We start from the raw sequence: 25092 nt of genomic DNA on the forward strand, positions 1-25092 counted from the left end.
CGACGTGCGATTCTCCGACTACGTCGATCCGGGTTCGATTCCGAACTCCCGGTCGAGCAACTCGTCCCATTCGTCCGCGCCGATCGATCGCTCGCATCGCAGGCGGCCCTCGGTGCGGATCACCGCGTCGGGGCGCAGTTTGACGTGCCCGCGGTCGGTCGCCATCGATACGACGGGATCGCCGGTGAACGGCGATTCCGGTGCCGCGACGAGGTGGTCGGGGGTCGCCGCGAAGTAGCTCGAATCGCGGGGCGTCGTCGCGAAGACGTAGCGATCGGTCCACGCCTCGTCGCCCGGCTCCCGGTACTGGGTCGCGAAGTCCGCGTCCGGTCGATCGCGCTCGACGACGCGCCACTCGACGCCCGCCTCGTCGACGCGTCCCTCCCGGTCCCCGGAAAGCGCGATCGGCCGACGCATCGTCGGGGTTCCCATCCCGACGTCGACGACGTATCGACGCCCGTCCGATAGGGTGACGAGCGTGCTCCGGTGGGCGGCGGGAAGTCCAGGCTCCCCGTCGCTGACGACCCGCGCGGCGACCGCATCGACGTCGAAGCCGAGTCCGTCGAGCAGCCAGGCGAAGAGGCTGTTGAGTTCGTAGCAAAACCCGCCGCGTCGGCGCTCGACGATCTTCTCGTAGAGCGGGTCGATCTGCACGGAGATTCCGTCGCCCTCGAACCGATCGAACGGATCGCCGGCGACGGCCAGCGTCTCGAACGGGACCGACGTCACGTGCGCCCGCTGCAAGCGCTCGAGGGCAGCTCCGTCACGATCGGGGCGTCGATCCGGGTCGAGACCGATGCGATCGAGGTATCGGGCGTGCGTCCGCGAAACCATGTTCGTCCACGAAACGTGATTCTCGCGACGCTTAGGTTCTCGCTGAAGCGCATTCACGTAAGTATCCCGACACTACCCGGGGCCTCGATCGATCTGGCCTCACCGATCGTCGTCAAGCACCGACCGCGAGGAGTTGGCGACGACGATCGCGCTGCTGGTCGCCATCGCGACGGCCGCGAAGAGCGGGTTGATCAGGCCCGCCGCGGCCAGCGGGATCGCGACGGCGTTGTACAGCAGCGCCCAGCCGACGTTCTCGCGGATGCGCCGTCGGGTGGCCGCGGCGAGATCGAAAACGGAGCGGACGGCGCGGAGGTCGCTCGCGGTCACGACCGCGTCGGCGGCGTCGGTCGCGCGGGCCGTCCCGCTCCCGAGCGCGATCCCGACGTCGGCCGCGGCCAGCGCCGGGGCGTCGTTCGTCCCGTCGCCGACCATCGCCGTCACCCCTTCCCGGGAGAGGCGCCGGACGGTCTCGACCTTTCCGTCGGGCGGGACGCCCGCGAAGACGCGATCGACCGCCGGATGCTCGCGGAAGGTCGCCGTCGCGGCCTCGTCGTCGCCGGTCAGTACGACCACCTCGCGATCGGAAACGGACTCGAGGACCGATCGCCACTCCGATCGCGTCCGATCGCCGACGACGGCGACGGCCCGCGCTCGTCCGCCGTATCCGATCGCGACGGGGAGTCGGCCCCGGGACCGAGCATCCGCAACGGCCGATTCGAGGTCGTCCGGCAACGGCCCGACGAGCCGCTCGACGAGTGCGGACGTCCCGACGACGACGCGATCGCCGTCGCGGGGTTCGTCGCCGCCGCTGTACCACGCCCCCTCGATCGTCGCGCTCACGCCCTCGCCAGGGTGGCGTTCGAAGTCGGTCACCTCGAGGGTGCACTCGCCTGCGGTTCCCCCGTCGTCGGCCGAGGGTTCGAGACGGCCGCCGTCGGCAGTGATTCGATCTCCGTTCGCGTCGTAGGCCGCCGCGTGCGCCACGATCGCGTCGGCGACGGGGTGTTCGGATCGGCGCTCGACGGCCGCGGCGGGTTCGATCGCGGCGGCGTCCCCGTGGACCTCGAGCACCGTCATCTCGCCCGCCGTCAGCGTGCCGGTCTTGTCGAAGACGATCGTCTCGACGGCCGGCGCCGACTCGAACAGGGTTGCGTTCGCGACGACGATTCCGCGCTCCAGGGCGTCGCGAAGGCCGGAGGCGACCGCCAGCGGCGTCGCCAGCCCCATCGCGCAGGGACAGGAGACGACGAGCACCGTCAGCCCGGTCAGCACCGCGTCCGCGACCGGCGTCCCCGTCGCGAGTCGCCAGCCCGTGACGACGACCGCGAGCGCCAGGACGAACGGGACGAAGATCGTCGCGAGGCGGTCCGCCAGCCGCTGGACCCCCGGCGTCGCGCTCTGGATCTCCCACATGAGCGTCGCGATGCGATCGAGCGTGCTCTCGGCGTCCTCGCCGACCGCGACGACGAGCGCGCTGTCGGTCACGATCGACCCGCCGACGACGCTATCGCCCGGCCGCTTCGTGACCGGCAGGGATTCCCCGGTGAGCACGGACTCGTCGACGGCCGCCGCCCCGTCGAGTACCGTGCCGTCGACGGGAATCCGCTCGCCGGGCCTGACGAGGACCTCGTCGCCCGGCGCGAGCCGATCGACCGGCACCGTCTCGGTCCCGGTCCCGTCGGCGTTTCGGCGGGTCGCCTCGCGGACCTGCGCGGCGGTCACGTCCGCGAGCAGGTCGGTCGCCCGGCGCTTGATCCGGCGCTCGTAGTAGGTACCGAGGCTGACGATCATGATCACGGCGACGGTGACGTCGTAGTAGAGGTGGGTACTGCCCGTCACCAGCGCGACCGTGCTGTAGGCGTAGGCCGACGTCGCCGCGATCGCGATCAGGAGATCCATGTTCGGCTGGCCGACCCGCAGGCTCACGTACGCGCCGCGGAGGACGGGATAGCCGGTGTAGAACAGCACGCCGCCGGCGAACAGCCCGATCATCGCGAACGGGAGGGTGGTTCCGAGCGGCGAGGTCGCGTCGACCGAGAGAATACCCGTCTCGATCCCGACGTAGCTCGGGTAGAGGTAGAACAGGTACCACGGCATGACGAGCATCGCCAGGAACCCGCCGACCAGCAGCCGCTGGACGAGGTCCTCGTCGGCACGCGCGTCGTGTCCGTCGCCGTCGCGGACCCGTGCCTCGTAGCCGTAGCCCGAGATGACGGCCGGAAGGTCGGGCTCCGCCAGCCGATCGGGATCGTAGACGACGCGAGCGGTGTCCGTCGCGTAGCTCGCCTCGACGGTCTCGATTCCGTCTTCACCCTCGCCCAGCAGGGAGACGAACCCCTCGCAGGTCGAACAGTGCATCCCGTCGACCGCGAGGAACGCCTCCGCTTTCCCGTCGGGTACCTCCCGATCGGCGGTCTCCGCCGCCCGATCGACGACGCGCTCGCGATCGACGTCGTCGACCGTCTCCAGCGTCGCGCTCACCTCGAGACAGCCCCGACAGCAGAAACTCCCCTCGACGTCCGCCGCGGTCACCGGCGACTCCGGCGTCGGGAGGCCACAGAGCGAGCAGGAACTCATTCCACGGTGGGTACTCGTCGACGCGCCGGGTAGCCGTGGTGCCGAACACGTTCACCCCGACCGACGACCGACCGCTCGAATCGATCGCGCGTCACGGTCGACCCCGCCGTCCGCGGAGGCCGCGGGTCACTGCGAGGCGCCACGGGACGACGAACCAGAGCCCGAGGGCGGCGTTGACGAGCAGGAACTCCGGAGGCGCACCGCCGGGGAAAACGGACGACGAGCGGATCGCGCCGCCGAGCAGCGACGCGACGATCCACGTGAGGCCGACGATGGCCACCGTCCGTCGGGCCGAGCCGAGTACCCGGCCGCGATACGCACCGAAGAGCGCGGCGACGATTCCCCACCCGATCAGGAACGGGATCGCGGTACGGAGGGTGTGGACCGGGAACTCCCAGGGGGCCATGCCGTGGCTGTACAGGCCGGTGCCGACGAACGCCGTGACGACGAGTGTATCGGCGACGGCGAGGGTAACGACCAGCGGTACGGAAGCGACTCGACCGACCGACTCCGGACGCGAGTGAGATTCGACCATGGTTCTCGGGACTCGGTCACCGCGCGTCGTGTCCGACCGAGGGACAGGAGACCGATCGACGGGACGGGAGACGCGATGAAGCGCGCCTCGGCGCCGGCGCCCCACGGTGACGTTCGGTCGAGTGGACGCGCGCCACGTATGCGGATTTGCTCCCGAACGAGTTCGGCGGACTCCCGGTCCGACCGTTCACTCCGGATTCGTAGCCGGGGAGTCACCGAAACGTCGACAACTGACGGCGATCGCTGGCCGTGTCCGAGCCTCTCTTGGCTACTGTCTTAGCTATCGGGATCCGTCCCGAACACGTCCGGGACGAGACACAGGCCGTCCGAACCCGTACTAATACGTATGCAGTCACCCTCGTCCGTCATCGACCGCACCGACGCACCGTCCGATCGCCCGCCCGAGGTGATCGACGTCCGCACGCTCGGGCCGCCGGAACCGCTGAAGGAGACGCTCGAGACGCTCGCCGACCTCGACGCCGAGACGGTCCTGGTCCAGCGCAACGATCGCGCGCCGCAGTTCCTCTACCCGAAACTCGACGACCGCGGCTACGCCTACGAGACCGTCGACCTGGACGACGAAGTCGTGACTGTCATCTGGCAGGAGGACTTCGAGGAGACCCGCTGAACAGCGTAGTACACCCGATCGGATTCGCAAGCGAGAGTGTCGCTCCCCGCGCCCGGTACTGGTGTTCTCCGCCACGGTAGCTGCTGCGCTACCGTCATCATTCATCGAGGACCGTCGGCCAGATACGCGAGCTAATTGAATGGGAAAGACCTTAGATACTATATCTGTCTACTAGTCTAGTAGAGACAGACTTATGCCCTCCATCCAGACGAACGGATTGACGAAACGATTCGGCAACGACGTCGTCGCCGTCGACGACCTCGATCTCACCATCGAAGCCGGTGAGATCTTCGGCTTTCTCGGGCCCAATGGCGCCGGGAAGTCGACGACGATCAATATGTTGCTCGATTTCATCAGGCCGACGGCGGGCTCAGCTCGGGTCCTCGGGATGGACGCCCAGACGGAAGCCGCCACGATCCGGGAGCGCATCGGCGTCCTACCGGAAGGATACGCGTTCGACGACTATCTGACCGGCCGCGAGTACGTCGAGTGGGCTATCGAAACGAAGGCTGCCGACGACGATCCCGACGAGATACTCGAGACCGTCGGGATCCGCGAGGACGCGGACCGGACGGCTGCCAGCTATTCCACGGGAATGCAACAGCGTCTCGCCTTCGGGATGGCCCTGATCGACGATCCCGACCTCCTCGTCCTCGACGAACCGTCGGCAGGACTCGATCCCAACGGCATCCAGCGCATGCGATCGATAATCCGTGATCGGGCCGACGACGGGACGACCGTCTTCTTTTCGAGTCACCTCCTCTCCGAGGTCGAGGCCGTCTGCGATCGAGTCGGCGTCATGAGCGAGGGCGAACTCGTCGCTATGGATACGATCTCGGATCTGCGGGAGAAGGCGGGCGGCCGCGCGAGCATCGAACTCGAGTGTGCGGTGGCACCGGCGGCAGAGGGTGTCGAGGCGATCGACGGCGTCGCCGAGGTGGTCGTCGAGGAGACGACGCTGACCGCATACTGTACGGATCCAGCGGCCAAGGCCGACGTGGTTCGATGCGTCGACGAGCGAGCCGACGTCGTGGACATCTTCGTCGACGAGACGTCGCTCGAAGACCTGTTCAACCAGTATACCGGCGGTGGGCGCGACGGGATGGCCGACGGGGAGGTAGACGGTCGCTCTCAGGAGGTGTCGGTATGAGCCTGCGCACTGTCGCGAAGAAGGATTTTACTGGGGCACGGCGGTCGCGAACGCTCTGGACTGCGGCAACCCTGCTCGGATTGATCGCCGTGTTACTGGCTTACGTCAACCAGGGCCACAGGCAAACCGATGCAGAAGCCGTCCAGGGGCTGTTTCAGATGATAACACAGGTGCTGGCAGTATTGCTCCCCATCGTCGCGCTGACTGGGAGTTACCTCGCCATCGCCGGGGAACGAGAAAGTGGCGGGATCAAGTTCCTGCTCTCCTTGCCGAATACGAGACGTGACGTTTTCGCTGGAAAGCTCCTGAGCCGTATCGGCATCGTCGCTTCGGGTGTCGTCTTCATGTTTATCGCCGCCAGCAGTGTGTCACTGACGAAACACGGTGCCTTCCCCGTCGGCGTCGTCTTGGGCACGCTCCTGATGACGATCGTCTACGGCTCGGTGTTCGTCAGCATCGCCGTCTCGATGTCGGCCGCAGCAGCCTCTCGAAGCCGCGCGATCGCCGGAGCGCTCGCGTCGTATTTCGTTCTCGTCATTCTCTACGTATTCCCCGTGATCCAGGTCAAAACCATCGTTCGAGGGATTCACGCGTCTATCCTCGGCATGGAGAGCAACCCCGATCTCTACAACGCCGTCCAGTACACGAGTCCATACCTCGCGTATCGAAAAGCGATAAATCTCGTGGTCCCCGACGGGCTGGAACAGCGGTTGTTCCGGGACAGCGCGAGAAACGTCGACGCCGCCGCGAACGTGGGGAGAGGCGCTACCGAGGTCGACCTCGACCTCCCGTTCTACCTGACCGACGAGTTCTCACTCGTCATTCTGGCGCTCTGGCTCGTCGTCCCGTTGCTCGTGGGGTACTGGGCGTTCGAGCGAGCTGATCTGGAGTGATTCCGATGATCCGACGCAACCAACTCGGTACGGCACTGGTCGTCCTCGCACTCCTCCTCTTTACCGTCCCGGCTCTCTTCCCGGTACAGGCGGAGTTGAGTCACGACACCACGGCTGTCACCTTCGACGGCCGCGAACAACTCGAAGAGCAAGGGATCGAGATCATCCACTACGGGAATCTCTCCGATCGGGGACAGGAACTGTACGTCGAAACGCTCGAAACCGGTGGCGAGTACCGCGTCCCGCCATCACAGGGCGCACCAGAATTCGACTATCTGACCGGTGCAGAACGTCAACAGGTCAGGGAAGAGGATCCAGAGGGGCGCCACGGCGTCGTTGCTATCGAACGCCCCGAGGATGCCGACATCCCGCCGGCGGACGAACCGTTCGACCGGGTCCCGGAGGAGAACGATGAAGAGGCCGAACCGCACCGCGAACAGGTGAAGCGATACGATCTCATGGAGATTTCGAAGGGGCCGCCACCGCTCGGTGCGACGCCGCAGTTAGTCCGTCTCGTCGCGGCGCTACTCGCGGTCCTCTCGTTCGGTATCGGTGGGTACCTGCTGTCCTCGAAGTGACCGTCATTTGCAGGAGATCACGCAGAATCTCCTTGCCTGTTTTACAGCGACGAGTCGGTTTCAGATCGCGGTTTGGCTCGTGACATCCGGTTCTGATTCGATGGGACGACTCGTGGCGATCACCGGGCGCGTCAGTTCGTCTCGTCCAAGTGCGCGACGAGCAGTTCGGTCAGCCGTTCCGGCCGTTCGTGCTGGACCCAGTGGCTCGTCTGGGGCAGGAGTTCGAGGCGACCGTCGTCACAGTATCGGTGGCCCTCGACGGCCAGTTCCGGAACGAGTGCGGTGTCGTCTTCGCCCCAGACGACGAGCGTCGGCGCTGTGACGCGCTCCCGTAACGGACGCGGCGGGTACCGGGCGGCGGCCCGGTACCAGTTGAGCATTCCGGTGAGCGCACCGTCCTGACCCCAGGCTCGACGGTAGTGAGCTAGCACCTCGTCGGGGAACGTCCCTGGCGCGGACGTCTCGCGGAGTGCCCGTTCGAGAACGGCGAAATCGGCCACTCGACAGGCGAATTCCGGCAGTACGGGAAGCTGGAAGGCCATCGCGTACCAGCTTCGCCGCAACTGCTCCGGGTTCGATCGCAGTTGCTCGCGGTAGGCCGCCGGATGCGGCGCGTTGACGATCGCGAGTCGATCGACGACGTCCGGAGAGCGAAGCCCGAGATCCCAGGCGACGGCACCGCCCCAGTCGTGGCCGACGACATGGGCCGACTCGTGCCCCTCGGTGTCGACGAGTTCGACGACGTCTCGCGCGACGGTACGTTGCTGGTACGCCCGGACGGATCCCGGTTTCTCGCTCAGGTTGTATCCCCGCTGGTCGGGGACGAGGACGCGGAAGCCGGCCTCGACCAGCGGTTCGATCTGGGTTCGCCAGCCGTACCAGAACTCGGGGAACCCGTGGAGCAAGACGACGAGCGGATCGTCCTCGTCGCCGGCCGCCACGACGTGGAGTCGAACGCCGTTGACGGTTCGGTACGTCGACTCGACGTCGAGCGCCGACAGCAACGACGCGTCGGTCCCAGCCGAAAGGGGCGTCGAACCCATACGGAGGTATTGCACGCGACGCGATTTCAATACCGGGCAGCGTTCGCACCGCCTCTCACCGTAGCTCCGCCGCCGAACATGTTCCGGGGTTTTCTTTCTCCGAGGGAATCGCCGAGGGGACTGAACGGGTACAGGGAATAGATAGAACCGAGGAGAAGTACAATGACCCAGACCACAGCAAGTCGACGGCGGTTCATACAGGCGATCGGCGCAACCGGCACAGTCGCGATCGCCGGGTGTGTCGGCAGTGACGTCGGCGCGTCGGAGAACAGCACCGAGACCGAGGACGAGGAGGGACTGCCCGCGGCGAAGACTGTGGACGTCGACCGGATCGCTCGCGATCCGACCGACATTCCGGACCCGGTCGACTGGGACGAGCCCCGCGAACACGACGTCACCATCCGGGCCCAGGACGTAACCGCCGAGATCGAACCCGGCGTCACGTTCGACTTCATGACCTTCGAGGGGCAGGTCCCCGGTCCGATGATCCGGGTCCGCCAGGGCGATCGGGTCACCCTCCGGTTCGAGGTTCCGGAGGACTCCAACATGGCCATGCACAACATGGACTTCCACGCGGTCTACGGCCCCGGCGGCGGGGCAGAGGCGACGACGATCGCACCAGGAGACGACGCCGCGGAGATCGCCTTCACGGCCGAGTACGCCGGCGCGTTCATCTACCACTGTGCGGTCCCGAACATGGACCAGCACATCAGCGCCGGCATGTTCGGCTCGATCCTCGTCGAGCCCGAAGACGGACTCCCCGAGGTCGACAACGAGTTCTACCTCGGCCAGCACGAGATCTACACCGACGGCGAGGTCGGCGAGGAAGGACACCACAGCTTCGACTTCGACGCGGTGATGGAGGAAAACCCCACCTACGTGGTGTTCAACGGCCAGGCCTACGGCTTCACCGAGGACGGCGTCGGGCCGATGGAAGCCGAGGTCGGCGAAACTGCGCGGGTGTACTTCGCCAACGGCGGTCCGAACCTCCTGAGTTCGCTCCACCCGATCGGCAACGTCTGGAGCAACTACTACCGTGACGGGGACCTGCTCTCCGAACCCGACCAGAACATCGAGACGGCCCCGGTGGCACCTGGAACGACCACGGCCGGCGAGATGGAGTTCCCCGTCCCCGGCCCGGTCAAAATCGTCGACCACGCGCTCAGTCGCGTCGTCCACAAGGGCGCGCTCGCCGTCGTCGACGTCGCCGGCGAGGAGAATCCCGACGTCTACGACGAGGAACCGTAACGCGATCGGCGTCTCCCGGCGCGGTTTCGCCGACCGTCGCCGGAGTCGGACGGTTGACCGTCGTGAGGTGACCTGGCCGCTTCAGTTGGGCGGCTCTCGACTACGTCCAGACCCGGAGGCAGTCGGTCGAACAGAAGTGCAGATCGATCTGCTCCTCACCGTCGGCATCGACGTGGGTCGTGAGCGTGTACGCGACCTCGTCCGCTCGACAGTTATCGCAGTTCATACTCGCTCACCCCACGTCGAAGGGTTTGACTATGCACCCATTAGCTCGCTGCTGGTGCAGTAAGTGTCGGATTAGAACGGACACGGGAGGCCGTTAAAACGGCCGATTCCGGCAGGAACGTCTCTCAGGCGGGTGTGCCTTCTTCGGCTTCGAGCAGTTCGTGATAACGATTGCGGATGGTAACCTCCGAAATGCTCGCGACCTCGCTGACGTCGTTCTGGGTGACCTTCTCGTTCGTCAGGAGAGCCCCGGCGTAGACCGCCGCGGCGGCGAGGCCGACCGGTGACTTCCCCGAGTGAACGCCGTTCTCCTTGGCCGTCTGCAGGAGCCCTCGTGCGCGTCGCTCGGTCTCGTCGGAGAGGTCGAGATCGCTCGCGAAGCGGGGGACGTAGCTCTCGGGATCGGCCGGCTTGACCTCGAGTCCGAGTTCGCGGATCACGTATCGGTACGTGCGGGCGACCTCGTCTTTCTCGACGCGGCTAACGGCCGAAATTTCGTCGAGGCTCCGGGGCGTGCCGGCCTGCCGAGCGGCGGCGTACAGCGATGCGGTGGCGACGCCCTCGATCGATCGGCCCGGCAGCAGGTCCTCCTTGAGCGCGCGGCGATAGATGACACTGGCGGTCTCGCGGACGTTCTCGGGGAGGCCGAGCGCGCTGGCCATCCGATCGATCTCGCCGAGGGCCTGCTTGAGGTTGCGCTCCTTGGAGTCGCGGGTGCGGAACCGCTCGTTCCAGGTGCGCAGGCGCTGCATCTTCTGGCGCTGGCGGGAACTCAGCGACTTCCCGTAGGCGTCTTTGTCCTGCCAGCCGATGTTCGTCGAGAGCCCCTGGTCGTGCATCATGTTCGTCGTCGGGGCCCCGACGCGGGACTTCTCGTCCTTCTCGGCGGCGTCGAACGCGCGCCACTCCGGCCCGCGGTCGATCTCACCTTCGTCGACGACGAGACCACAGTCTTCACAGACGGTTTCGGCGTGTTCGGCGTCCGAGACGAGTCGGCCACCACACTCCGGACACTGCTCCTGCTCGTCGACCTGCTCGCGCGCCGGTTCGGTCTCACCCTGGCGTCGCTCATCGCTCCGCGTTCGGGTGGTGGAATCTGTCATTGTGTTGGGGAACCAGTCGGAACGCTCGATGGAAAACGCTCTAGCGTGAGAACGAGTAATGACTCGTCAGCACTTAAATACTTCGATCGTACGGACGGATGAATGACACACTGTGATCGCCAACGGCGGCCGGTTCGGGGGCAGTCCCGTCCCGACGGTATCGAAACCCTTACTCTCCGGAGGCCGGTGGGATTGGGTATGAGCGACGACGCCGTCAGTGCCGAGGAGGTCCGCCACGTCGCGGAACTCGCCCGCGTCGACCTCACGGACGCGGAGGTCGACCAGTTCACGGGGCAGTTCGCGGCCATCCTCGAGTACTTCGAAACGCTAGACGAGGTGCCGGAGGTCGATCGCGAGGCGACGCTTTCGAACGTGATGCGGCCGGACGAGGAGCGCGACTCGCTGGACAGGGAGGACGCGCTCCGGAACGCGCCCGAGACGGAGGACGGCTACTTCAAGGGGCCGAACGTTTCCTGATCATGTCGGCGAACATCTTCATCACCGAGGAGCGAATCGAGGGCGACGACGACGGCCCGCTGGCCGGGAAGACCGTCGCCGTCAAGGACAACATATCGACCAAAGGCGTCCGGACCACCTGTGGCTCGAAGATGCTCGAGGAGTACGTCCCGCCCTACGACGCCACGGTCGTCGAGCGGGTGAAAGCCGCCGGCGGGACGATCGTCGGGAAGGCGAACATGGACGAGTTCGGGATGGGATCGACCACCGAGACGTCGTATTTCGGATCGACGGAGAATCCGGCCGCCCCGGGCCGCGTCCCGGGGGGATCCTCCGGCGGTTCGGCGGCCGCCGTCGCCGCCGGCGAGGCCGACCTCGCGCTCGGCTCTGACACGGGTGGCTCGGTTCGCTGTCCCGCCGCCTTCTGCGGCGTCGTGGGCATCAAACCGACCTACGGACTGGTTTCGCGGTACGGGCTCGTCGCCTACGGAAACAGCTTAGAGCAGATCGGCCCCTTCGCGACCAGCGTCGAGGACGCCGCCGCGCTGCTCGACGTGATCGCCGGGAGCGACGATCGGGACGCGACGACTCGCGAGTCCCCGCTCGAGACAAACGAAACTTACGCCGACGCCGCCACCGGCGACGTCGACGGCCTGCAGATCGGCGTGCCGACCGAACTGCTCGACGGCGCCCACGAGGGCGTCGTCGAGACGTTCTGGGACGCGATCGCCGACCTCGAGGACCGCGGGGCCGACTACCACGAGGTCAGCCTCCCGTCGATCGAACACGCCGTGGAGGCCTACTACGTGATCGCGATGTCGGAAGCGTCCTCGAACCTCGCCCGGTTCGACGGCGTCCGGTACGGCCACGACGCCGACGCCGACGGCAACTGGAACGAGGCGTTCTCGCAGGCGCGCAAGGAAGGGTTCGGCGACGAGGTCAAGCGCCGCATCCTCCTTGGCACCTACGCCCTCTCGGCCGGCTACCACGACAAGTACTACAAGAAGGCCCAGGACGCCCGCGCGTGGGTCAAGCAGGACTTCGACGAGGCGCTCTCCGACGCCGACGTCCTCGCGTCGCCGACGATGCCGGTGCCGCCGTTCGAACTCGGGGAGAGCCTCGACGATCCGCTGCAGATGTACCTCGCAGACGCGAACACGGTTCCGGTCAACCTCGCCGATCTGCCCGCGATCTCGGTCCCTGCGGGCGAGACCGACGGCCTCCCCGTCGGGTTGCAACTCGTCGGCCCCGCGTTCGGTGAACAACGCCTGATCCGGGCGGCCAGCGCGGTGGCCTGATCCGGGCGGCCAGGACAGTGCCTGACCGGAGACCGGTCGTCGCACCGGACCGGCCCGATCGGAGACGGTGTTCTGACACCGGTGCGACCGATTTCCACGGCGGACGCCCCACTGGAGAGGGCGTTCGCGAAGATCGGACGGAAGGACGAACGTGCGCGGTCTGCACCATCCGATCCCGACGAGGAACGTGCTGCTCGAAAGGTCCACAGGCGACTGATCGAGGTCATCGACGGCGACGGTTTCTACTACAACCGGGATCGGGAGTCGCTCGTTCTGATCGAGCGATTCGCCCCCACGCAGCGACATCGACGACCGTCCATCACCGGAACTCGCTTTCTGAGTCCGGACACCGCGATCGATTCGTCACCGCATCGTTCTCTCGCGCCCGATGTGAGTGAGGAGGGATCGTTCGAGAGCACCGCCGCTCGGCGTCGTGGGCATCGGAGCCACGGCGTATTCATGTCCCGCGCTTATCTGTCAGCGAAGTATAATTGTTCCGTGCCCGTCGCACCAGATCCTGCCGAGATATTCGACCGAACGGTCGACGAAGGTGAACGGCGACTCAACCAGTCACTGCTCGAACTCGCGGCGACCAGTTTCATCGCGGGCTTCACGATCGTCTTCGGCATCGCCGCGCTCGGGGCCGTCGACGCAATGGTCGAGCCACAGTTCGGTGACGTCGCGCATATCGCGGCCGCACTCACGTTCGGTATCGGCGTCGTCTTCCTGGTCGTCGGTCGAACGGAGCTGTTCAACGAGAATTTCGTCGCTCCGGCCGCGAAGGCGGTCGATCAGTCCGGATCGTGGATGCTCTCGTCGCTCGTTCGCCTGTGGACCGTCACTCTCGTATTCAACCTCGTCGGCGGGTTCCTCTTCGCACTCGTCTTCGCTGTCGATGGCGTCCTTCCCTCGGGGTCGGCACACGCGCTGGGGGAGACCGCCGAGGTGATCGTCAACCGGCCGATGCGAGCAATGTTCGGGAGTGCCATCGTGGGGGGCGCGCTCGTGAGTTTACTGTCCTACCTTCTGGAGGCCGTCAATAGCGTCCGGAGTCGCATCACGTTGGCCTACACCGTCGGATTTCTGTTGGCCCTCGGACCGTTCGATCACGTCATCGTCACTGCGATCCACGTCTTTTTCGGACTTCTCTTCGATGCCGAGATCGGCTACGGAGCGCTGTCCGAGACGATCGTCGTCTCGACTGCGGGAAATTTCGTCGGCGGACTCGGTCTGATCACGTTCACCCACGTCGCCCAGGTACACGGGGCGCGAACCTCGGACGAAACACGATAGCGGAGCGACCGATCGACCGACCGTGAACGCACTGTCCGGCGGACGGTCCGCCGGTCCGCCCCGATCGATCGAACGGGTGGCGAACGGAACGGATCAGCGAAAAGCGGTCGCTCGAGAACGTTCGGTCGGCCGCTCGCGACGAGCCGTTACTCCTCGTACGCGAGGTTCATGATCCACTGGGAGAAGGCGTCGCTGTTCGGATCGACCTCCTCCTCGCCGATGAACGGCGAGAGCATGTCACCGGCCATCAGGAGGGTGAAATCGAGGTCGCGGGCGGTCGGCGTGATGTAGTAGGTGTTGTGCCCGTCGTAAACCGTCTCCTCCCGATCGACGAGTTCCTTCTCGACGAGCGATTCGACGATCCGACTCCCCTTGCGCGAGGAGACGTCCAGTTCCTTCCAGAAGTCACTCTGGTGAATGCCACCGGTCTCGCGGACCAGTTCGAGTCCCGCTCGCTCGTCCGCGGAGAGTTCCGCTTCGATCGCAGAGACGCTCACGGTGACCCCCCCTCCGTGTTCGTCGCGACAGGCAGGAATCCGTCCATGTGTGTTTAAGATGGATCGAACCGCTTAAATGTGCCCTTCGCCGTCGACAGTGCCGGCGTCGTGCTCGGTAGCGACCCGCTCGTACTCGGTCTCGCACGGCGGGCCAGGCGCGTACAGGTACCGGGTGTTCTCGCCGATCGCGATCAGGGAGGACGATCGGGTCCCGTACCCGTTCTCGTGCACGCAGACGCCGTACTCGTGGTCGCCGAGCACGTCTCCGGCGCGATCGAGCCACTCCGCCGCGGTCTCGTCGGGTTCGACCGTGAGTTCCCGTCGGACCGCACGGGCGCTGGCTGCCTGCTGGCGCGACAGGTCCTGCCTGATCGGGGGAATCTCCGCGTCGTCGTCGACAGCGACGTTGACGACCACGTGGACGCCGGGTTCGAAGGTCCTCCGAACGAGATCGCCGTCCCACTTGAACCAGATCGCGTCCGACGCGTCGGCGGCGACGAGGTAGAAACCCTCGTACTCGTACTCCGCCGTCGTCTCCTCGACGACGGCTGCAGCCTCGGCCGCGGAGTCGGCCGCGAGGACGTCGGCGACGAGCAGGCCTCGCGAGCGGTCACCGGCGAGATCGGCGTCGTTCCAGCGGTTCGTGACGCCGGCGAAGACGCCGTGCTCGTTGTAGCCGATCCACGTGCCGCCGGCTTCGGCGTCACGCGGCGCGATCGCGAGCGGGTCTTCACTGTAGACGCCGGGCGGGATCGACTCCCGGTCGAGCGCTTCGTCCCGGTTCGCGGCGACCGTCACCGGCGCCTCGTCGAAGACCTGCCAGGCGAGGGTGAGTGTACACACGGGTCGGATATTGGAACGGGATCGTCTTAACTCTCGTTCCGGCCGGGAAACGAACCCGGATCGGCTTCGGAGACCCGAGTCACTCGCCTTCGGCCACGTCGATCCCGTCCTCGCGAAGCCGGTCCCGGACGGCCCAACGATCGACGGTCCCCGAGGCGGTGCGGGGCAACGAGTCCACGACTGCGATCGTCTTCGGCCGTTTGAACCCCGCGAGCCGATCGGCACAGTGGTCCAGCAGGCCCGATGGGGCGACGTCTCGCGGCGAGTCTTCGTCGGACCGCTCGTCGGTGCCGTCTCCCGCAGGGACGACGAGCGCCGCCACTCGCTCACCCCATTCCGGGTCGTCGAGGCCGACGACGGCAGCCTCCGCCACGGCCGGGGCCTTCCGGAGCGCCGCGACGACCTCTCCGGGATCGACGTTCTCACCGCCCGTCACGATTCGATCGCTTCGGCGGTTGAGCACCCAGAGACGGCCGTCTTCGTCACGGTAGCCGACGTCGCCCGTGTGGAGTCCGCGATCGCCGAACGCCGTCGCAGTCACGTCGTCGTCGAGGTAGCCGGGCGTCACGGTCGGACCGGAAACGACGATCTCGCCGGCTTCGCCCGGTTCGAGCCGTCTTCCGTCGTCGTCGACGATCGCGACGTCGGTACAGACCAGCGGCTGGCCCGCGGTCCCCCCGTGGACGCGCGTCTCGTCCGGCGTCGCGGTCGCGATCTGTGAAGCCGTCTCGGTCATCCCGTAGGTCGGGTAAACCGGGACACCCGCGTCGAGTGCGCGTTCGAGTAACTCGGCCCTCGCGGGTGCGCCCCCGAGGAGCACGAACCGGAGCCCGTCGTGGGGACGCCAGCCCTCGTCGAGCAGTCGCTTGCACATCGTCGGCACCAGCGAGACGCCCGTGCAGTCGGACGCCGCGAGGACGCGTGCCGTCTCGGACGACTCGAACGATCGCTGGAGGACGACCGTCGTCCCGTACAGCACCGATCGGACCACCGGTGCGAGCCCGCCCATGTGGTACATCGGGAGACAGCACAGCCACCTGTCGTCGGGGTCGACGCCGAGTCGGAACGCCGAGGCGGTCGCGCTGGCGACGAGGTTGCCGATCGTCAGTCGGACCCCTTTCGGCTCGCCCGAAGTTCCCGACGTGAACATGACGAGCGCCGTTTCGTCGGGTGCGAGCGAGACGGGCTCGATCGACGCCGACGGATCGTCGGCCGTCGGTCCGCCGGCCCCGACGTCGCTGGCCTGCTCCAGCAGCGGCGTCGTTCGTTCGTCGATCGGGTCGTCCACCGACAGTACCGTCGCGTCGTCCGGCGCGATCTCGCTGGCAGTCGATTCGGTCGCTCGCTCGCAGACGATAGCTCCGGGTGCCGTGCGTTCGACCTTCGACGCGAGTTCCCCCGCCGTCTCGCGGACGTTCAGGGGGACGACGGTCGATCCCGTCCGCATCGCTGCGAAGAAGACGGGCGCGAATGCCGGCCTGGTGTTCATCAGCACGCCGATCCGCTCGCCGTCCGCGGCGAGCGGAGCGAACCTGCTCGCGACCCGATCGGCGCGACGATCGAACTCGCGAAACGACCACGCCTCGTCCGTTTCGTCGTCGATCAGGCCGGGTCGCTGCGGCGTGGTCGACGCGCGGTGCGAGAGGAGGTCCCGCGTCGGCCACTCGATCGGCCCGCCGATCACTCCTCCCACACCCCCTCGACGCCGAGGCCTTTCGCCTGCGGGACGACCGCCGACCCGTTCTCGAGGAGGACGGGATCGTGACCGAGGTCCGCGGCGAGCAACTCGGCCGTCGCGAGCCCGCAGGCGGGGACGTCGGGGATCGCCGCGGCGAGGTGGACGGCCCCCGTCCGGGCGACGACGGCGTCGATCGTCGTCGTCACTAGCGGCGTGATCTCGACTTCGGCTACCCAGGCCGCGACCTGGCGTGCGACGTCGATGCCGCCCAGCGCCATAGGCTTGAGAACGACCGCGTCCGCTGCCTCGGCCCCGCAGATCGCGTCCACGCCGTGTTCGAGTATCCCTTCGTCCAGCGCGATCGCGACGCCGTCCCCCCGGAGGGCGGCGTGTCCTTCGAGGGCACCGGCCGGGAGCGGCTGTTCGAGGATCGACACGCCGAGTTCGGCGAAGGCCCCGATCGCGGTCTCGGCTTCCTCGAAGGTCCAGGCCTCGTTCGCGTCCGCGCGGAGGTCGACCGCCGACCCGACCGCCTCGCGAACCCGCCGGATTCGCTCGATATCCTCGTCGACGCTCCGCCGACCGACTTTCACTTTGCAGACGTCGAAGCCGCGATCGACGGCGTCGCGCGCTCGTGCTGCCGTCTCCGCCGGGTCGCCGTCGCCGATCGTCGCGTTCACCGGAACCCGGCCGACGAGCGGCCCCTCGCTGAGATAGCGGTAGAGCGGCGTCGACTCCTGAGTCGCCTTCAGGTCGGCGATCGCGAGCGTGACCGCGTGCCGGGCCGCGGACGTGCGGTCGACCGCCTCGAGTGCGTCGCGTTCGTCCCCGTTCCGGAACGCATCGCGCGCCCGATCGAGGGCTGCCTCACAGTCGGCGTGCGATTCAGTCCAGCCCGGCAGCGGCGACGCTTCGCCGTAGCCGACGGTCCCGTCGGCGTCGGTGAGTCGGACGAGGAATCCGTCGCGAGTGTCGATCGACCCGTTCGCGGTCGCCAGCGGCCGATCGAGTGCGAGCGAGAACGATCGACACTCGAGTGCGAGGTCCTCGGTCCGGCTCATACGATCACCAGTCCGGTCGCGAACAGCACGGCGTACAGCGCGAGGAGCTTTCCCGTCCGTTCGAGGGCGGGGTTGAGCGCCGCACCGTCGGTCCGGGTACAGATCGTCCGCGCGATCAGCGCGGCGTAGGGCAGCGACACCAGCGGGAGCAGGATTTCCGGGCCGAACCCCGCGGCGAGCCAGAACCACAGCGGCGTGACGTAGGCCAGCGCGAGCAACCCGACGTACTCGACGCGGCTCCAGAAGTACCCGAACCGCACGGCGAGCGTTCGCTTGCCAGCCTCGGCGTCCGTCTCTCTGTCCCGAACGTTGTTCACCACCAGAATCATCGTCGAGAGGCTCGCGATCGGAAGGCTGGCGGCGATCGCTTCCCGGGTGATCGTCCCCTCGGGGATCGTCGTCGCGAGCGGCTCCGCGAGGACCGCCGCGGCCTGCACGTAGTACGTACCAGTCACGGCGACAATCCCGAAGAAGACGAACACGAAGGGATCACCGAGGCCGTGGTAGCCGAGCGGGTACGGACCGCCCGTGTACGCCCAGCCACACAGCACGCTCACGAGTCCGATCACGAGGATCGGGAGCCCCCCGCGGTAGACGAGGTAGGTCCCCGCGAGGATCGCCAGCCCGAACGTGACGATCGTCGCGAGTTTGACCCGTTCGGGTGGAATGAGTCCGGACTGGGTGACCCGAGTGAACCCCTCGCGATCGTCCGTGTCGGCTCCCTTGATCGCGTCGTAGTAGTCGTTCGCGAAGTTCGTCCCGATCTGGATCAGTGCCGCACCGACGAACGCCAGTAGTGCGGGCAGCGGCGCAAAGACGCCCTCGTGAATCGCGAGTCCCGTCCCGACGATCACGGGCGCTGCCGCCGCCGGCAGCGTCTGGGGACGTGCGGCCATCAGCCACGCCTTCGTCCGCGAGATTTCGACCTCCGCCGTGCTCATTTGGTCGGGTATCCCACTCGAGAGAGTGTCAACGTTGGCATTGCGGTCGACCGATCGGACTCCCCTCGAGCGCCTGCGTCGATCGCGCGACCGGAATCAGTAGTGCCACGGGAAGTCGTCGAAGTCCGGGTCCCGGCCCTCGACGAACGCGTCCCGGCCTTCCTTCGCTTCGTCGGTCATGTATCCGAGCCGTGTCGCCTCGCCGGCGAACACCTGCTGGCCGACCATGCCGTCGTCGGCCATGTTGAACGCATACTTGAGCATCCGCATCGCCGTCGGACTCTTCGAGTTGATCCGCTCGCCCCACTCGAGGGCCGTCTCCTCGAGTTCGTCGTGGGGAACGACCTCGTTGACCATTCCCATTTCTTCGGCCTCCGCTGCTGAATAGGTCTTCCCGAGGAAGAACACCTCCCGGGCCTTCTTCTGGCCGATCTGTCGGGCGAGGTAGGCGGAACCGAAGCCGGCGTCGTAGCTGGCAACGTCGGGATCTGTCTGGAGGAACTTCGCGTGCTCCTCGCTGGCCAACGTCATGTCACAGACGACGTGCAGGGAGTGGCCGCCGCCGACTGCCCACCCGGGTACGACGCAGACGACGACCTTCGGAACGTGGCGGATGAGACGCTGGACCTCGAGGATGTGGAGCCGACCCTGCTCCGAGGCTCGTTCTTCGTCCCCCTCGTACTGGTAGCCGTCCTCGCCGCGGATGGTCTGATCGCCGCCGGAACAGAACGCCCAGCCGCCGTCCTTCGGCGAGGGACCGTTCCCAGTCAGGAGGATACAGCCGACGTCCGTCTGCCGTTTGGCGTGATCCAGCGCGTCGTAGAGTTCGTCCACCGTTCCCGGTCGGAAGGCGTTTCGGACCGCGGGTCGATCGAACGCGATCCGGACCGTCCCGGAGTCGACCGCCCGGTGATAGGTCAGGTCCTGAAAGTCGAAATCGTCGATCGGTTCCCACCGATCCGCGTCGAAGAGTTCCGAAACCATTGCCTCCAGTTTGGTCAGCAGGGCCTGAAATAGATTCGCGTCCACGCCGACCCCCAGAGAGTTCGATACTGTGACGGTATCTTCGTCCCCGGCGTCGTGGTGGTCGCCGACGCCGTCTGCATCGCCGATGCCGTCTTCGGGACCGTCGCCGTGGACGCCGACCAGTCGTGACAACAGTCATGTACCATCGTCGGAAACCGCCACACGAATGGACCAGCCCGATCGAACGGGGCCGGGATCGTACTACGACGAGTACGGCGAGCGCGAGTGGGAGCGACTCGACCGGGACTTCTTCCACCGACTCGAGTGGGAGGGAACGATAGAGCAACTCGAGACGCACCTGCCGCCCGCAACAGAATCCGACGCGCCGCACGTCCTCGACGTCGGGGGCGGCGCCGGCCGGTACAGTATCTGGCTCGCACGACAGGGCTACGCGGTGACCCTCGCGGAACCGAGCGAGACTCAGCGGGCGATCGCCCGCGAGAAGATCCGGGATCACGACGTGGCGGACGCCGTCACGATCGTGGACGGCGACGTCCGCGACCTCGCGTTCGACGACGCGACCGTCGACGCGACGTGCTGTCTCGGCGGCCCGCTCTCGCACGTCCTCGACGCGGCCGACCGACGGCGGGCCGCCCGCGAACTGGAACGCGTGACGGTCCCCGACGGCCCCGTCTTCGTCTCCGTCATGGGACTGCTCGGGATCGTGCTGATCGCCGTCCAGTACGCCGGCAGAGGCGAGGAAGCCCTCGATCCGTCGCTGTTACCCGCACTCGTCCGCGAGCAGGATCACACGGCCGAACTCGCCCGCCGTCACGGGGTGGAGCCAGCCCTCTTCGACTGTCACTTCTTCCGGCGGGCCGAACTCGAAGATCTGCTCTCGACGGCCGGACTCACCGTCGAGACGATCGCCGCACTCGAAGGCGTCGCCGCGACCCGCCGATCGCACTTCGACGACCTGACCGCCGCCGATCGCGACGCGATCCGCGAGGTGAACGACCTGCTCCGGACGGATCGATCGATCGCGGATCTCTCGCCGCGCATGCTCGCCATCTGCCGGGCGTGACGCGATCGCCGGGCTGGCGCGTTCGATCGGTCTGGCACGTCCGCGTTCGATCGGTCTGGCACGTCCGCGTTCGATCCATCCCGCGAACGGATTCGTCCGTCGTGCCCGGTCCTCCGGAGAGAACGGCGTCTGTAAGGCGTCTAGCGATGCTCTCGTCTCATCCGGCGGTATCCCTCGAAAAGTGCGGGCAGTCCGAGTGGGAGTGCCAGGATCCCGAACGCGACGAGCGCCGCGGACGCTCGGCTATCGCGTCGGATGGCGAGTGCGGTCGCGCCGATGCCGATCAGTGCGATCCCATACGCGATATTGCTCCAGACGACGTCGTACGTAGAGCAGTAAAACCAGCACGCGAACGTGTACGAGGGAGCGTTCCAGGTGGGTGGCTGGAGTTTCGGCCAGAAGAACCGGCAGTAGGTCGTCCACCCGAGCATCGCGAGCGTCGGCAACCCCGCGAGCCACAGTTCGGCTCCGAAACCGGACCGCGACCCGTACCGACGATACCCTGCCAGAAACAGGGCCGGAAAGCTGCCGATCCACAGCCAGATCCCGATCGTATATGTGACCGGCCAGTGTTCGATCCGTGGTTGCCGAATCGGGAGCCGAATCGACGACGGGAGCGTCATCCACGAGAACGACGGATCGGGGATCGGATTCGTTACGAGTGCGACGAGACAGAGCCCCGTTCCGGCCACGAGCGCGTAGAGTCCGCCCGTCGTATACCGATCGAGCCAGCCCGGGAACGGGTCTGTCACGCGAACCTGTCCGCGAGTTCCAGTCATCGGTCGGGTCGATCGGTCGGGACGTGTCGTTCAGGCATCTCGCTCGAGCGCGTCACGCCGCTGTTCGTACTCCTCGTCGCTTAGATCACCACGGGCGTACGCGAGGCGGAGTTCGTCGAGTGCTCGATCGGAGCCCCTGTCCGGTCCGGCAACCGCCCGATAGAGCAGGTAGCCCGCACCGACGATCGCGGCGAGGAACAGGAGCTGCATCAGAACGCCAGCGAGCAGCATCCAGCCGGGTACCGTTCCATCGCCCCACATGTGGCTCCAGCCACCCATCACCGGGCCGAATCCCATCATACCGACTCCCATGAAGACCCCCGGGAGGACGACGAGAGCGCCGATGATAGCGAGGACGATCGCGACGGGTCGTGTGTCGGACGTGGTTTCTGGCATACGTGATCCTCCGTGAGGTTCGTCGCTATCGTAGGTTACACGCCGACCGTTCATTGCGATTGTCCTTTCTATCGTTTTGTTTTTCCGACCACATTCTCCCGATATCCTCGCCTAGATGCGGATCCAATTTTCGTATCCAAACCCTGCTGGCCTGTCCGCGGTATCTACCGCTCGATCACGGACCCGGCCGAGGGGATAACCTCCTCGTCCGAGAATAGCGACGCAGTGCTCGAGAAGACTGTTCGTCGTCCGGCTTGCCGCTGGTCGCCCGAAACCGAAGACAATGATCCTCGACGTGACATCGGCGGAGAGGAGGGGTGTCGCCGGTTTCGAAGGTTATCCAACAGTGCAGTGAATCGGCACGACGTATCGGTTCACATGAACAGACCGACCGATCGAGAAAGCGTCCACGAGGGCGCACAGGCGTTCCGATGAGACTCGCTCTCTTCGGGGCCACGGGTGGGACCGGGCGCCGACTGACGGCCCAGGCTATCGCGGCCGGTCACGAGATTCGGGCACTCGCCCGATCTCCGGCAAAACTCCCGACGGGGGATCGGATCACGACCATCGAGGGGAACGTCCTCGACCCCGAGCCAGTCGCCAGGACGATCGAAGAGACCGATGCAGTCGTCTGTCTGCTCGGCCGGACGCCGAACAATCCGCGCGACGTTCTCTCTCGTGGGACCGGCCACGTCATCGGTGCGATGGACGAGCGGGCAGTCGATCGTCTCGTCGTGCTGACGTCGATGGGGCTCGGTTCGAGTGTGCGCACCGTCCCGTGGTACGTACGTATCGCGAACGTGACCGTGCTTCAGGGGCTGATGGCAGACAAAGCCCGCCAGGAAGAACTCGTGATGCAGAGCGACCTCGACTGGACGATCGTTCGGCCCGGTGGGCTAACCGACGGTCCGCGAACCGGGGAGTACATTCACGCTGTCGACGTCGATGCGCGTGCGCGACCGATCTCCCGGGCCGACGTCGCGGAGTTCCTGCTCCAGGTCCTCGAACGCGACTCGTATATTCGTGGGGCTCCGATCGTCACGACGCAACAGGACGTCGACGTCGGCTTCCTCTGGGATCAGACGACGGCGATCGTTCGTCGGCTTTGCCGTTCCAGGCAACTGTCCACCATCCGACCGGATATCGTACAGCGAATTCGAAGACCATGACCGGGGTGGAAACGGGTTCCCCCGTCTGGATCGTCTTCGGCGCTGGGCTCGTGAGTGCAGGAATTCTCCTCGTCGGTCTTGGTGTGAGTATCGCGGGCTCGGCGTATCGATTCTGGCCGCATGGCGATCGCAACTGGACGTTCTGGATCGGATGGCTGTGTTGGAGTGTCTACACCGGGTGTCTCGTGGGCGTCGCATATCTCGACGCAGGGAGCGTCTTTACACCCGGCAGGATCGCGTTCGGTGTCGGAGTCGTCCTCGTTATCACGGGAACCCTACTCAGTATCGTCGCAGCGCTACAGCTCGATCTTCGGACGAGTAGTGGCCTGACCACGGAACTGTACACCGATGGCGTGTATCGATACTCCCGGAATCCCCAGTACGTCGGGTTCGTTGTCGCAATCGGTGGCCTCATCGTCTGCTCTGGATCCCTCTACGCGTTCCTTCTCGGCTCGCTCGGCGTCGTCTGGTTCCTCGCAGCACCGCTCGCCGAAGAGCCCTGGCTACGGGAGCAGTACGGAGACGAGTACGACAGCTATCGCGAGCGGACGCCACGGTTCGTCGGCCTCCCCCGGCGCGATCTCGTTCCCTAGACAGTCTCTCCGTCGTCCGGATCGGTCGAATCGACGAACGTTGCGAACAGGACCAGACAGTGCCGCGTCCCGATCCCGTCCTGCGTCACCGTGTACTCGTCGGAATCGTGGACAACCCTCTTCGCGTAGTGATCCTGATTGATGACGACAATCGACTGGCATCGGTCAGGTCGAAGACGAAGGCTACAAGCCGCAAGCGAGTTGGCTGGAGTCGTTCACTGCCAGTACGTGGGAACCCAGTGTGGGTACTTACTGTCCGAGGTGGACGTTCGGGTAATGGACGACACCATCCCGACCGACGGGAAATCCGGAACGGACAGGGCCGCGGTCGACATGATCGTCATGGCGACCCCGGGGCTGAGCCGGCGTCGACGAGCACTTTGTCGGAGTCTGTCCTCACGGGTCGTCCGGCGGCCGATCGGTCCCATCCTGACGAACGGCTAGCGTGAGCGTCCAGGGACTTTGCCAGATCTGCGAGGCCGCCACCGCTGAACACCGATGCCGACGGTGCAGGGCGTTGATCTGACGGCAGGTGTCGCGGTCGTCCTGCTAGTGATCGGTCTCGCGATGTTGCTCACGCTAGTGGTGTTCGTCGGCTACGAGCTACGCCGCGGTCATCAATGCCGGACAGGACAGAATGCTTGAAGACCGCCGATTCTTCGTCGGATTCGGCATCCTGCTGGTCGCCGGACCGTTCGCACTCCTACTCGTCCCACACCTCTGAACGACACGCCGCCAAATAATGCCGACGAACCCGTACACGAGACCATGACAGTTCACATCCTCGTTCCGATGGATGGTTCGCCGATGGCGAAACAGACACTCGAACACGCCCTCTCGATGCATCCCGACGCCCGGTTTACGATCCTGTACGTCATCGACTACATCGAGGAAAGCTATAGCGCTCGGGCGTTAGTCGGGGCCGACAAGCTTCAGGAGCGAGCCGAGGAGCGCGCCGAAGAACTATTCGAGGAGGCGGAGGAGATTGCCAGGGAGCACAGCGAGGAGATCGAGACCCGGACCACCGTTGGCGACCCGTCGCGCGAGATCGTCGCCTACGCCGAGGAACACGACGTCGATCAGATCGTCATCGGTAGCCACGGCCGGTCACCGATGTCGCGTATCTTGCTCGGCAGCGTTGCCGAAGACGTTACTCGACGGGCTCCAGTACCGGTCACTGTAGTCCGCTAGACCTGGGCCAGGACGCAGACCGGTATCCACGGCT

Annotated in this window: 27 protein-coding genes; 13 read left to right on the forward strand and 14 right to left on the reverse strand. The window is 66.2% G+C overall.

Annotated elements, in window-relative coordinates:
• Positions 1–18 precede the first annotated feature (18 nt).
• The 3 genes from MUG98_RS07705 to MUG98_RS07715 form a co-directional block, all read right to left on the reverse strand.
• Positions 19–834 carry an arylamine N-acetyltransferase family protein gene (locus MUG98_RS07705; protein ID WP_265111556.1) on the reverse strand — a complete coding sequence of 272 codons (816 nt, stop codon included), beginning with the start codon at positions 832–834 and terminating at the stop codon, positions 19–21.
• A 99-nt stretch (positions 835–933) separates the two neighbouring features.
• Positions 934–3411, reverse strand: coding sequence for a heavy metal translocating P-type ATPase (locus MUG98_RS07710; RefSeq protein WP_265111557.1), 2478 nt, complete (start codon positions 3409–3411; stop codon positions 934–936).
• A 91-nt stretch (positions 3412–3502) separates the two neighbouring features.
• Positions 3503–3946: a DUF3054 domain-containing protein gene (locus MUG98_RS07715; protein ID WP_265111558.1), complete on the reverse strand. Its 444-nt coding sequence runs from the start codon at positions 3944–3946 to the stop codon at positions 3503–3505.
• 345 nt (positions 3947–4291) lie between these two features.
• On the opposite strand from MUG98_RS07715, the gene MUG98_RS07720 reads away from it, so the two are divergent.
• From MUG98_RS07720 to MUG98_RS07735, 4 genes are all read left to right on the forward strand, one after another.
• Complete coding sequence (locus MUG98_RS07720; RefSeq protein ID WP_265111559.1) at positions 4292–4573, forward strand: DUF2249 domain-containing protein; 282 nt, start codon at positions 4292–4294, stop codon at positions 4571–4573.
• 193 nt (positions 4574–4766) lie between these two features.
• Positions 4767–5723: an ABC transporter ATP-binding protein gene (locus tag MUG98_RS07725; RefSeq protein WP_265111560.1), complete on the forward strand. Its 957-nt coding sequence runs from the start codon at positions 4767–4769 to the stop codon at positions 5721–5723.
• Positions 5720–6616 carry an ABC transporter permease gene (locus MUG98_RS07730; protein ID WP_265111561.1) on the forward strand — a complete coding sequence of 299 codons (897 nt, stop codon included), beginning with the start codon at positions 5720–5722 and terminating at the stop codon, positions 6614–6616. The genes MUG98_RS07725 and MUG98_RS07730 overlap by 4 nt, the downstream gene beginning before the upstream one ends.
• Positions 6617–6621: 5 nt before the next feature.
• The gene (locus MUG98_RS07735; protein WP_265111562.1) at positions 6622–7194 is read left to right on the forward strand and encodes a hypothetical protein; all 573 of its coding nucleotides are present in this window, start codon (positions 6622–6624) and stop codon (positions 7192–7194) included.
• Positions 7195–7325: 131 nt separating this feature from the next.
• Here MUG98_RS07735 and MUG98_RS07740 read toward each other — a convergent pair whose 3' ends face one another.
• Positions 7326–8237, reverse strand: a complete 912-nt coding sequence (locus MUG98_RS07740) for an alpha/beta fold hydrolase (protein WP_265111563.1) — start codon at positions 8235–8237, stop codon at positions 7326–7328.
• Between the two features lie 162 nt (positions 8238–8399).
• On the opposite strand from MUG98_RS07740, the gene nirK reads away from it, so the two are divergent.
• Positions 8400–9485: a copper-containing nitrite reductase gene (gene nirK / locus MUG98_RS07745; RefSeq protein ID WP_265111564.1), complete on the forward strand. Its 1086-nt coding sequence runs from the start codon at positions 8400–8402 to the stop codon at positions 9483–9485.
• Positions 9486–9585: 100 nt separating this feature from the next.
• On the opposite strand, the gene MUG98_RS07750 is transcribed toward nirK, so the two are convergent.
• Together MUG98_RS07750 and MUG98_RS07755 are read right to left on the reverse strand one after the other, a co-directional pair.
• Positions 9586–9711: a hypothetical protein gene (locus tag MUG98_RS07750; RefSeq protein ID WP_265111565.1), complete on the reverse strand. Its 126-nt coding sequence runs from the start codon at positions 9709–9711 to the stop codon at positions 9586–9588.
• 124 nt (positions 9712–9835) lie between these two features.
• On the reverse strand, positions 9836–10813 hold the full coding sequence (locus tag MUG98_RS07755; protein WP_265111566.1) for a transcription initiation factor IIB: 978 nt from the start codon (positions 10811–10813) through the stop codon (positions 9836–9838).
• A gap of 198 nt (positions 10814–11011) precedes the next feature.
• On the opposite strand from MUG98_RS07755, the gene gatC reads away from it, so the two are divergent.
• The 3 genes from gatC (at position 11012) to MUG98_RS07770 (ending at position 13860) form a co-directional block, all read left to right on the forward strand.
• Positions 11012–11290, forward strand: coding sequence for an Asp-tRNA(Asn)/Glu-tRNA(Gln) amidotransferase subunit GatC (gatC, locus tag MUG98_RS07760; protein ID WP_265111567.1), 279 nt, complete (start codon positions 11012–11014; stop codon positions 11288–11290).
• A 2-nt stretch (positions 11291–11292) separates the two neighbouring features.
• Positions 11293–12567 (forward strand): Asp-tRNA(Asn)/Glu-tRNA(Gln) amidotransferase subunit GatA, encoded by a 1275-nt coding sequence (gene gatA / locus MUG98_RS07765; RefSeq protein ID WP_265111568.1) that lies wholly within the window; start codon positions 11293–11295, stop codon positions 12565–12567.
• Between the two features lie 498 nt (positions 12568–13065).
• Positions 13066–13860 (forward strand): formate/nitrite transporter family protein, encoded by a 795-nt coding sequence (locus tag MUG98_RS07770; protein ID WP_265111569.1) that lies wholly within the window; start codon positions 13066–13068, stop codon positions 13858–13860.
• 146 nt (positions 13861–14006) lie between these two features.
• Here the strand turns inward: MUG98_RS07770 and MUG98_RS07775 are convergent, their stop codons facing one another.
• From MUG98_RS07775 to MUG98_RS07800, 6 genes are all read right to left on the reverse strand, one after another.
• On the reverse strand, positions 14007–14357 hold the full coding sequence (locus tag MUG98_RS07775) for a helix-turn-helix transcriptional regulator (RefSeq protein WP_265111570.1): 351 nt from the start codon (positions 14355–14357) through the stop codon (positions 14007–14009).
• Between the two features lie 72 nt (positions 14358–14429).
• Entirely contained in the window at positions 14430–15200 is a 771-nt protein-coding gene (locus MUG98_RS07780) for an NRDE family protein (protein ID WP_265111571.1), read from the reverse strand.
• Between the two features lie 79 nt (positions 15201–15279).
• Entirely contained in the window at positions 15280–16893 is a 1614-nt protein-coding gene (locus MUG98_RS07785) for a class I adenylate-forming enzyme family protein (protein ID WP_425601081.1), read from the reverse strand.
• On the reverse strand, positions 16881–17939 hold the full coding sequence (gene menC / locus MUG98_RS07790; RefSeq protein WP_265111572.1) for an o-succinylbenzoate synthase: 1059 nt from the start codon (positions 17937–17939) through the stop codon (positions 16881–16883). Before menC ends, MUG98_RS07785 begins: the two co-directional genes overlap by 13 nt.
• Positions 17936–18880: a 1,4-dihydroxy-2-naphthoate polyprenyltransferase gene (locus tag MUG98_RS07795; RefSeq protein ID WP_265111573.1), complete on the reverse strand. Its 945-nt coding sequence runs from the start codon at positions 18878–18880 to the stop codon at positions 17936–17938. Before MUG98_RS07795 ends, menC begins: the two co-directional genes overlap by 4 nt.
• 96 nt (positions 18881–18976) lie before the next feature.
• Positions 18977–19864 carry a 1,4-dihydroxy-2-naphthoyl-CoA synthase gene (locus MUG98_RS07800; protein WP_265112428.1) on the reverse strand — a complete coding sequence of 296 codons (888 nt, stop codon included), beginning with the start codon at positions 19862–19864 and terminating at the stop codon, positions 18977–18979.
• 208 nt (positions 19865–20072) lie between these two features.
• Between MUG98_RS07800 and MUG98_RS07805 the strand changes: the two genes are divergently transcribed.
• A complete protein-coding gene (locus tag MUG98_RS07805; RefSeq protein ID WP_265111574.1) occupies positions 20073–20930 on the forward strand; it encodes a class I SAM-dependent methyltransferase in 858 nt (285 codons plus the stop codon).
• A gap of 140 nt (positions 20931–21070) precedes the next feature.
• Here the strand turns inward: MUG98_RS07805 and MUG98_RS07810 are convergent, their stop codons facing one another.
• Positions 21071–21682, reverse strand: coding sequence for a hypothetical protein (locus tag MUG98_RS07810; RefSeq protein ID WP_265111575.1), 612 nt, complete (start codon positions 21680–21682; stop codon positions 21071–21073).
• A 57-nt stretch (positions 21683–21739) separates the two neighbouring features.
• Positions 21740–22105, reverse strand: coding sequence for an SHOCT domain-containing protein (locus MUG98_RS07815; protein ID WP_265111576.1), 366 nt, complete (start codon positions 22103–22105; stop codon positions 21740–21742).
• A gap of 431 nt (positions 22106–22536) precedes the next feature.
• Here MUG98_RS07815 and MUG98_RS07820 point away from each other — a divergent pair, with 431 nt between their 5' ends.
• The 4 genes from MUG98_RS07820 to MUG98_RS07835 all read left to right on the forward strand — a co-directional run bounded on the left by MUG98_RS07820 (position 22537) and on the right by MUG98_RS07835 (position 25058).
• Positions 22537–23274, forward strand: a complete 738-nt coding sequence (locus tag MUG98_RS07820) for an NAD(P)-dependent oxidoreductase (protein ID WP_265111577.1) — start codon at positions 22537–22539, stop codon at positions 23272–23274.
• On the forward strand, positions 23271–23867 hold the full coding sequence (locus MUG98_RS07825; RefSeq protein WP_265111578.1) for a methyltransferase family protein: 597 nt from the start codon (positions 23271–23273) through the stop codon (positions 23865–23867). Before MUG98_RS07820 ends, MUG98_RS07825 begins: the two co-directional genes overlap by 4 nt.
• Before the next feature lie 276 nt (positions 23868–24143).
• A complete protein-coding gene (locus MUG98_RS07830) occupies positions 24144–24311 on the forward strand; it encodes a universal stress protein (RefSeq protein ID WP_265111579.1) in 168 nt (55 codons plus the stop codon).
• A gap of 324 nt (positions 24312–24635) precedes the next feature.
• Positions 24636–25058 (forward strand): universal stress protein, encoded by a 423-nt coding sequence (locus MUG98_RS07835; RefSeq protein WP_265111580.1) that lies wholly within the window; start codon positions 24636–24638, stop codon positions 25056–25058.
• The last annotated feature ends 34 nt before the right edge of the window (positions 25059–25092 follow it).

This window comes from Halosolutus halophilus, assembly GCF_022869805.1.
Taxonomy (GTDB): domain Archaea; phylum Halobacteriota; class Halobacteria; order Halobacteriales; family Natrialbaceae; genus Halosolutus; species Halosolutus halophilus.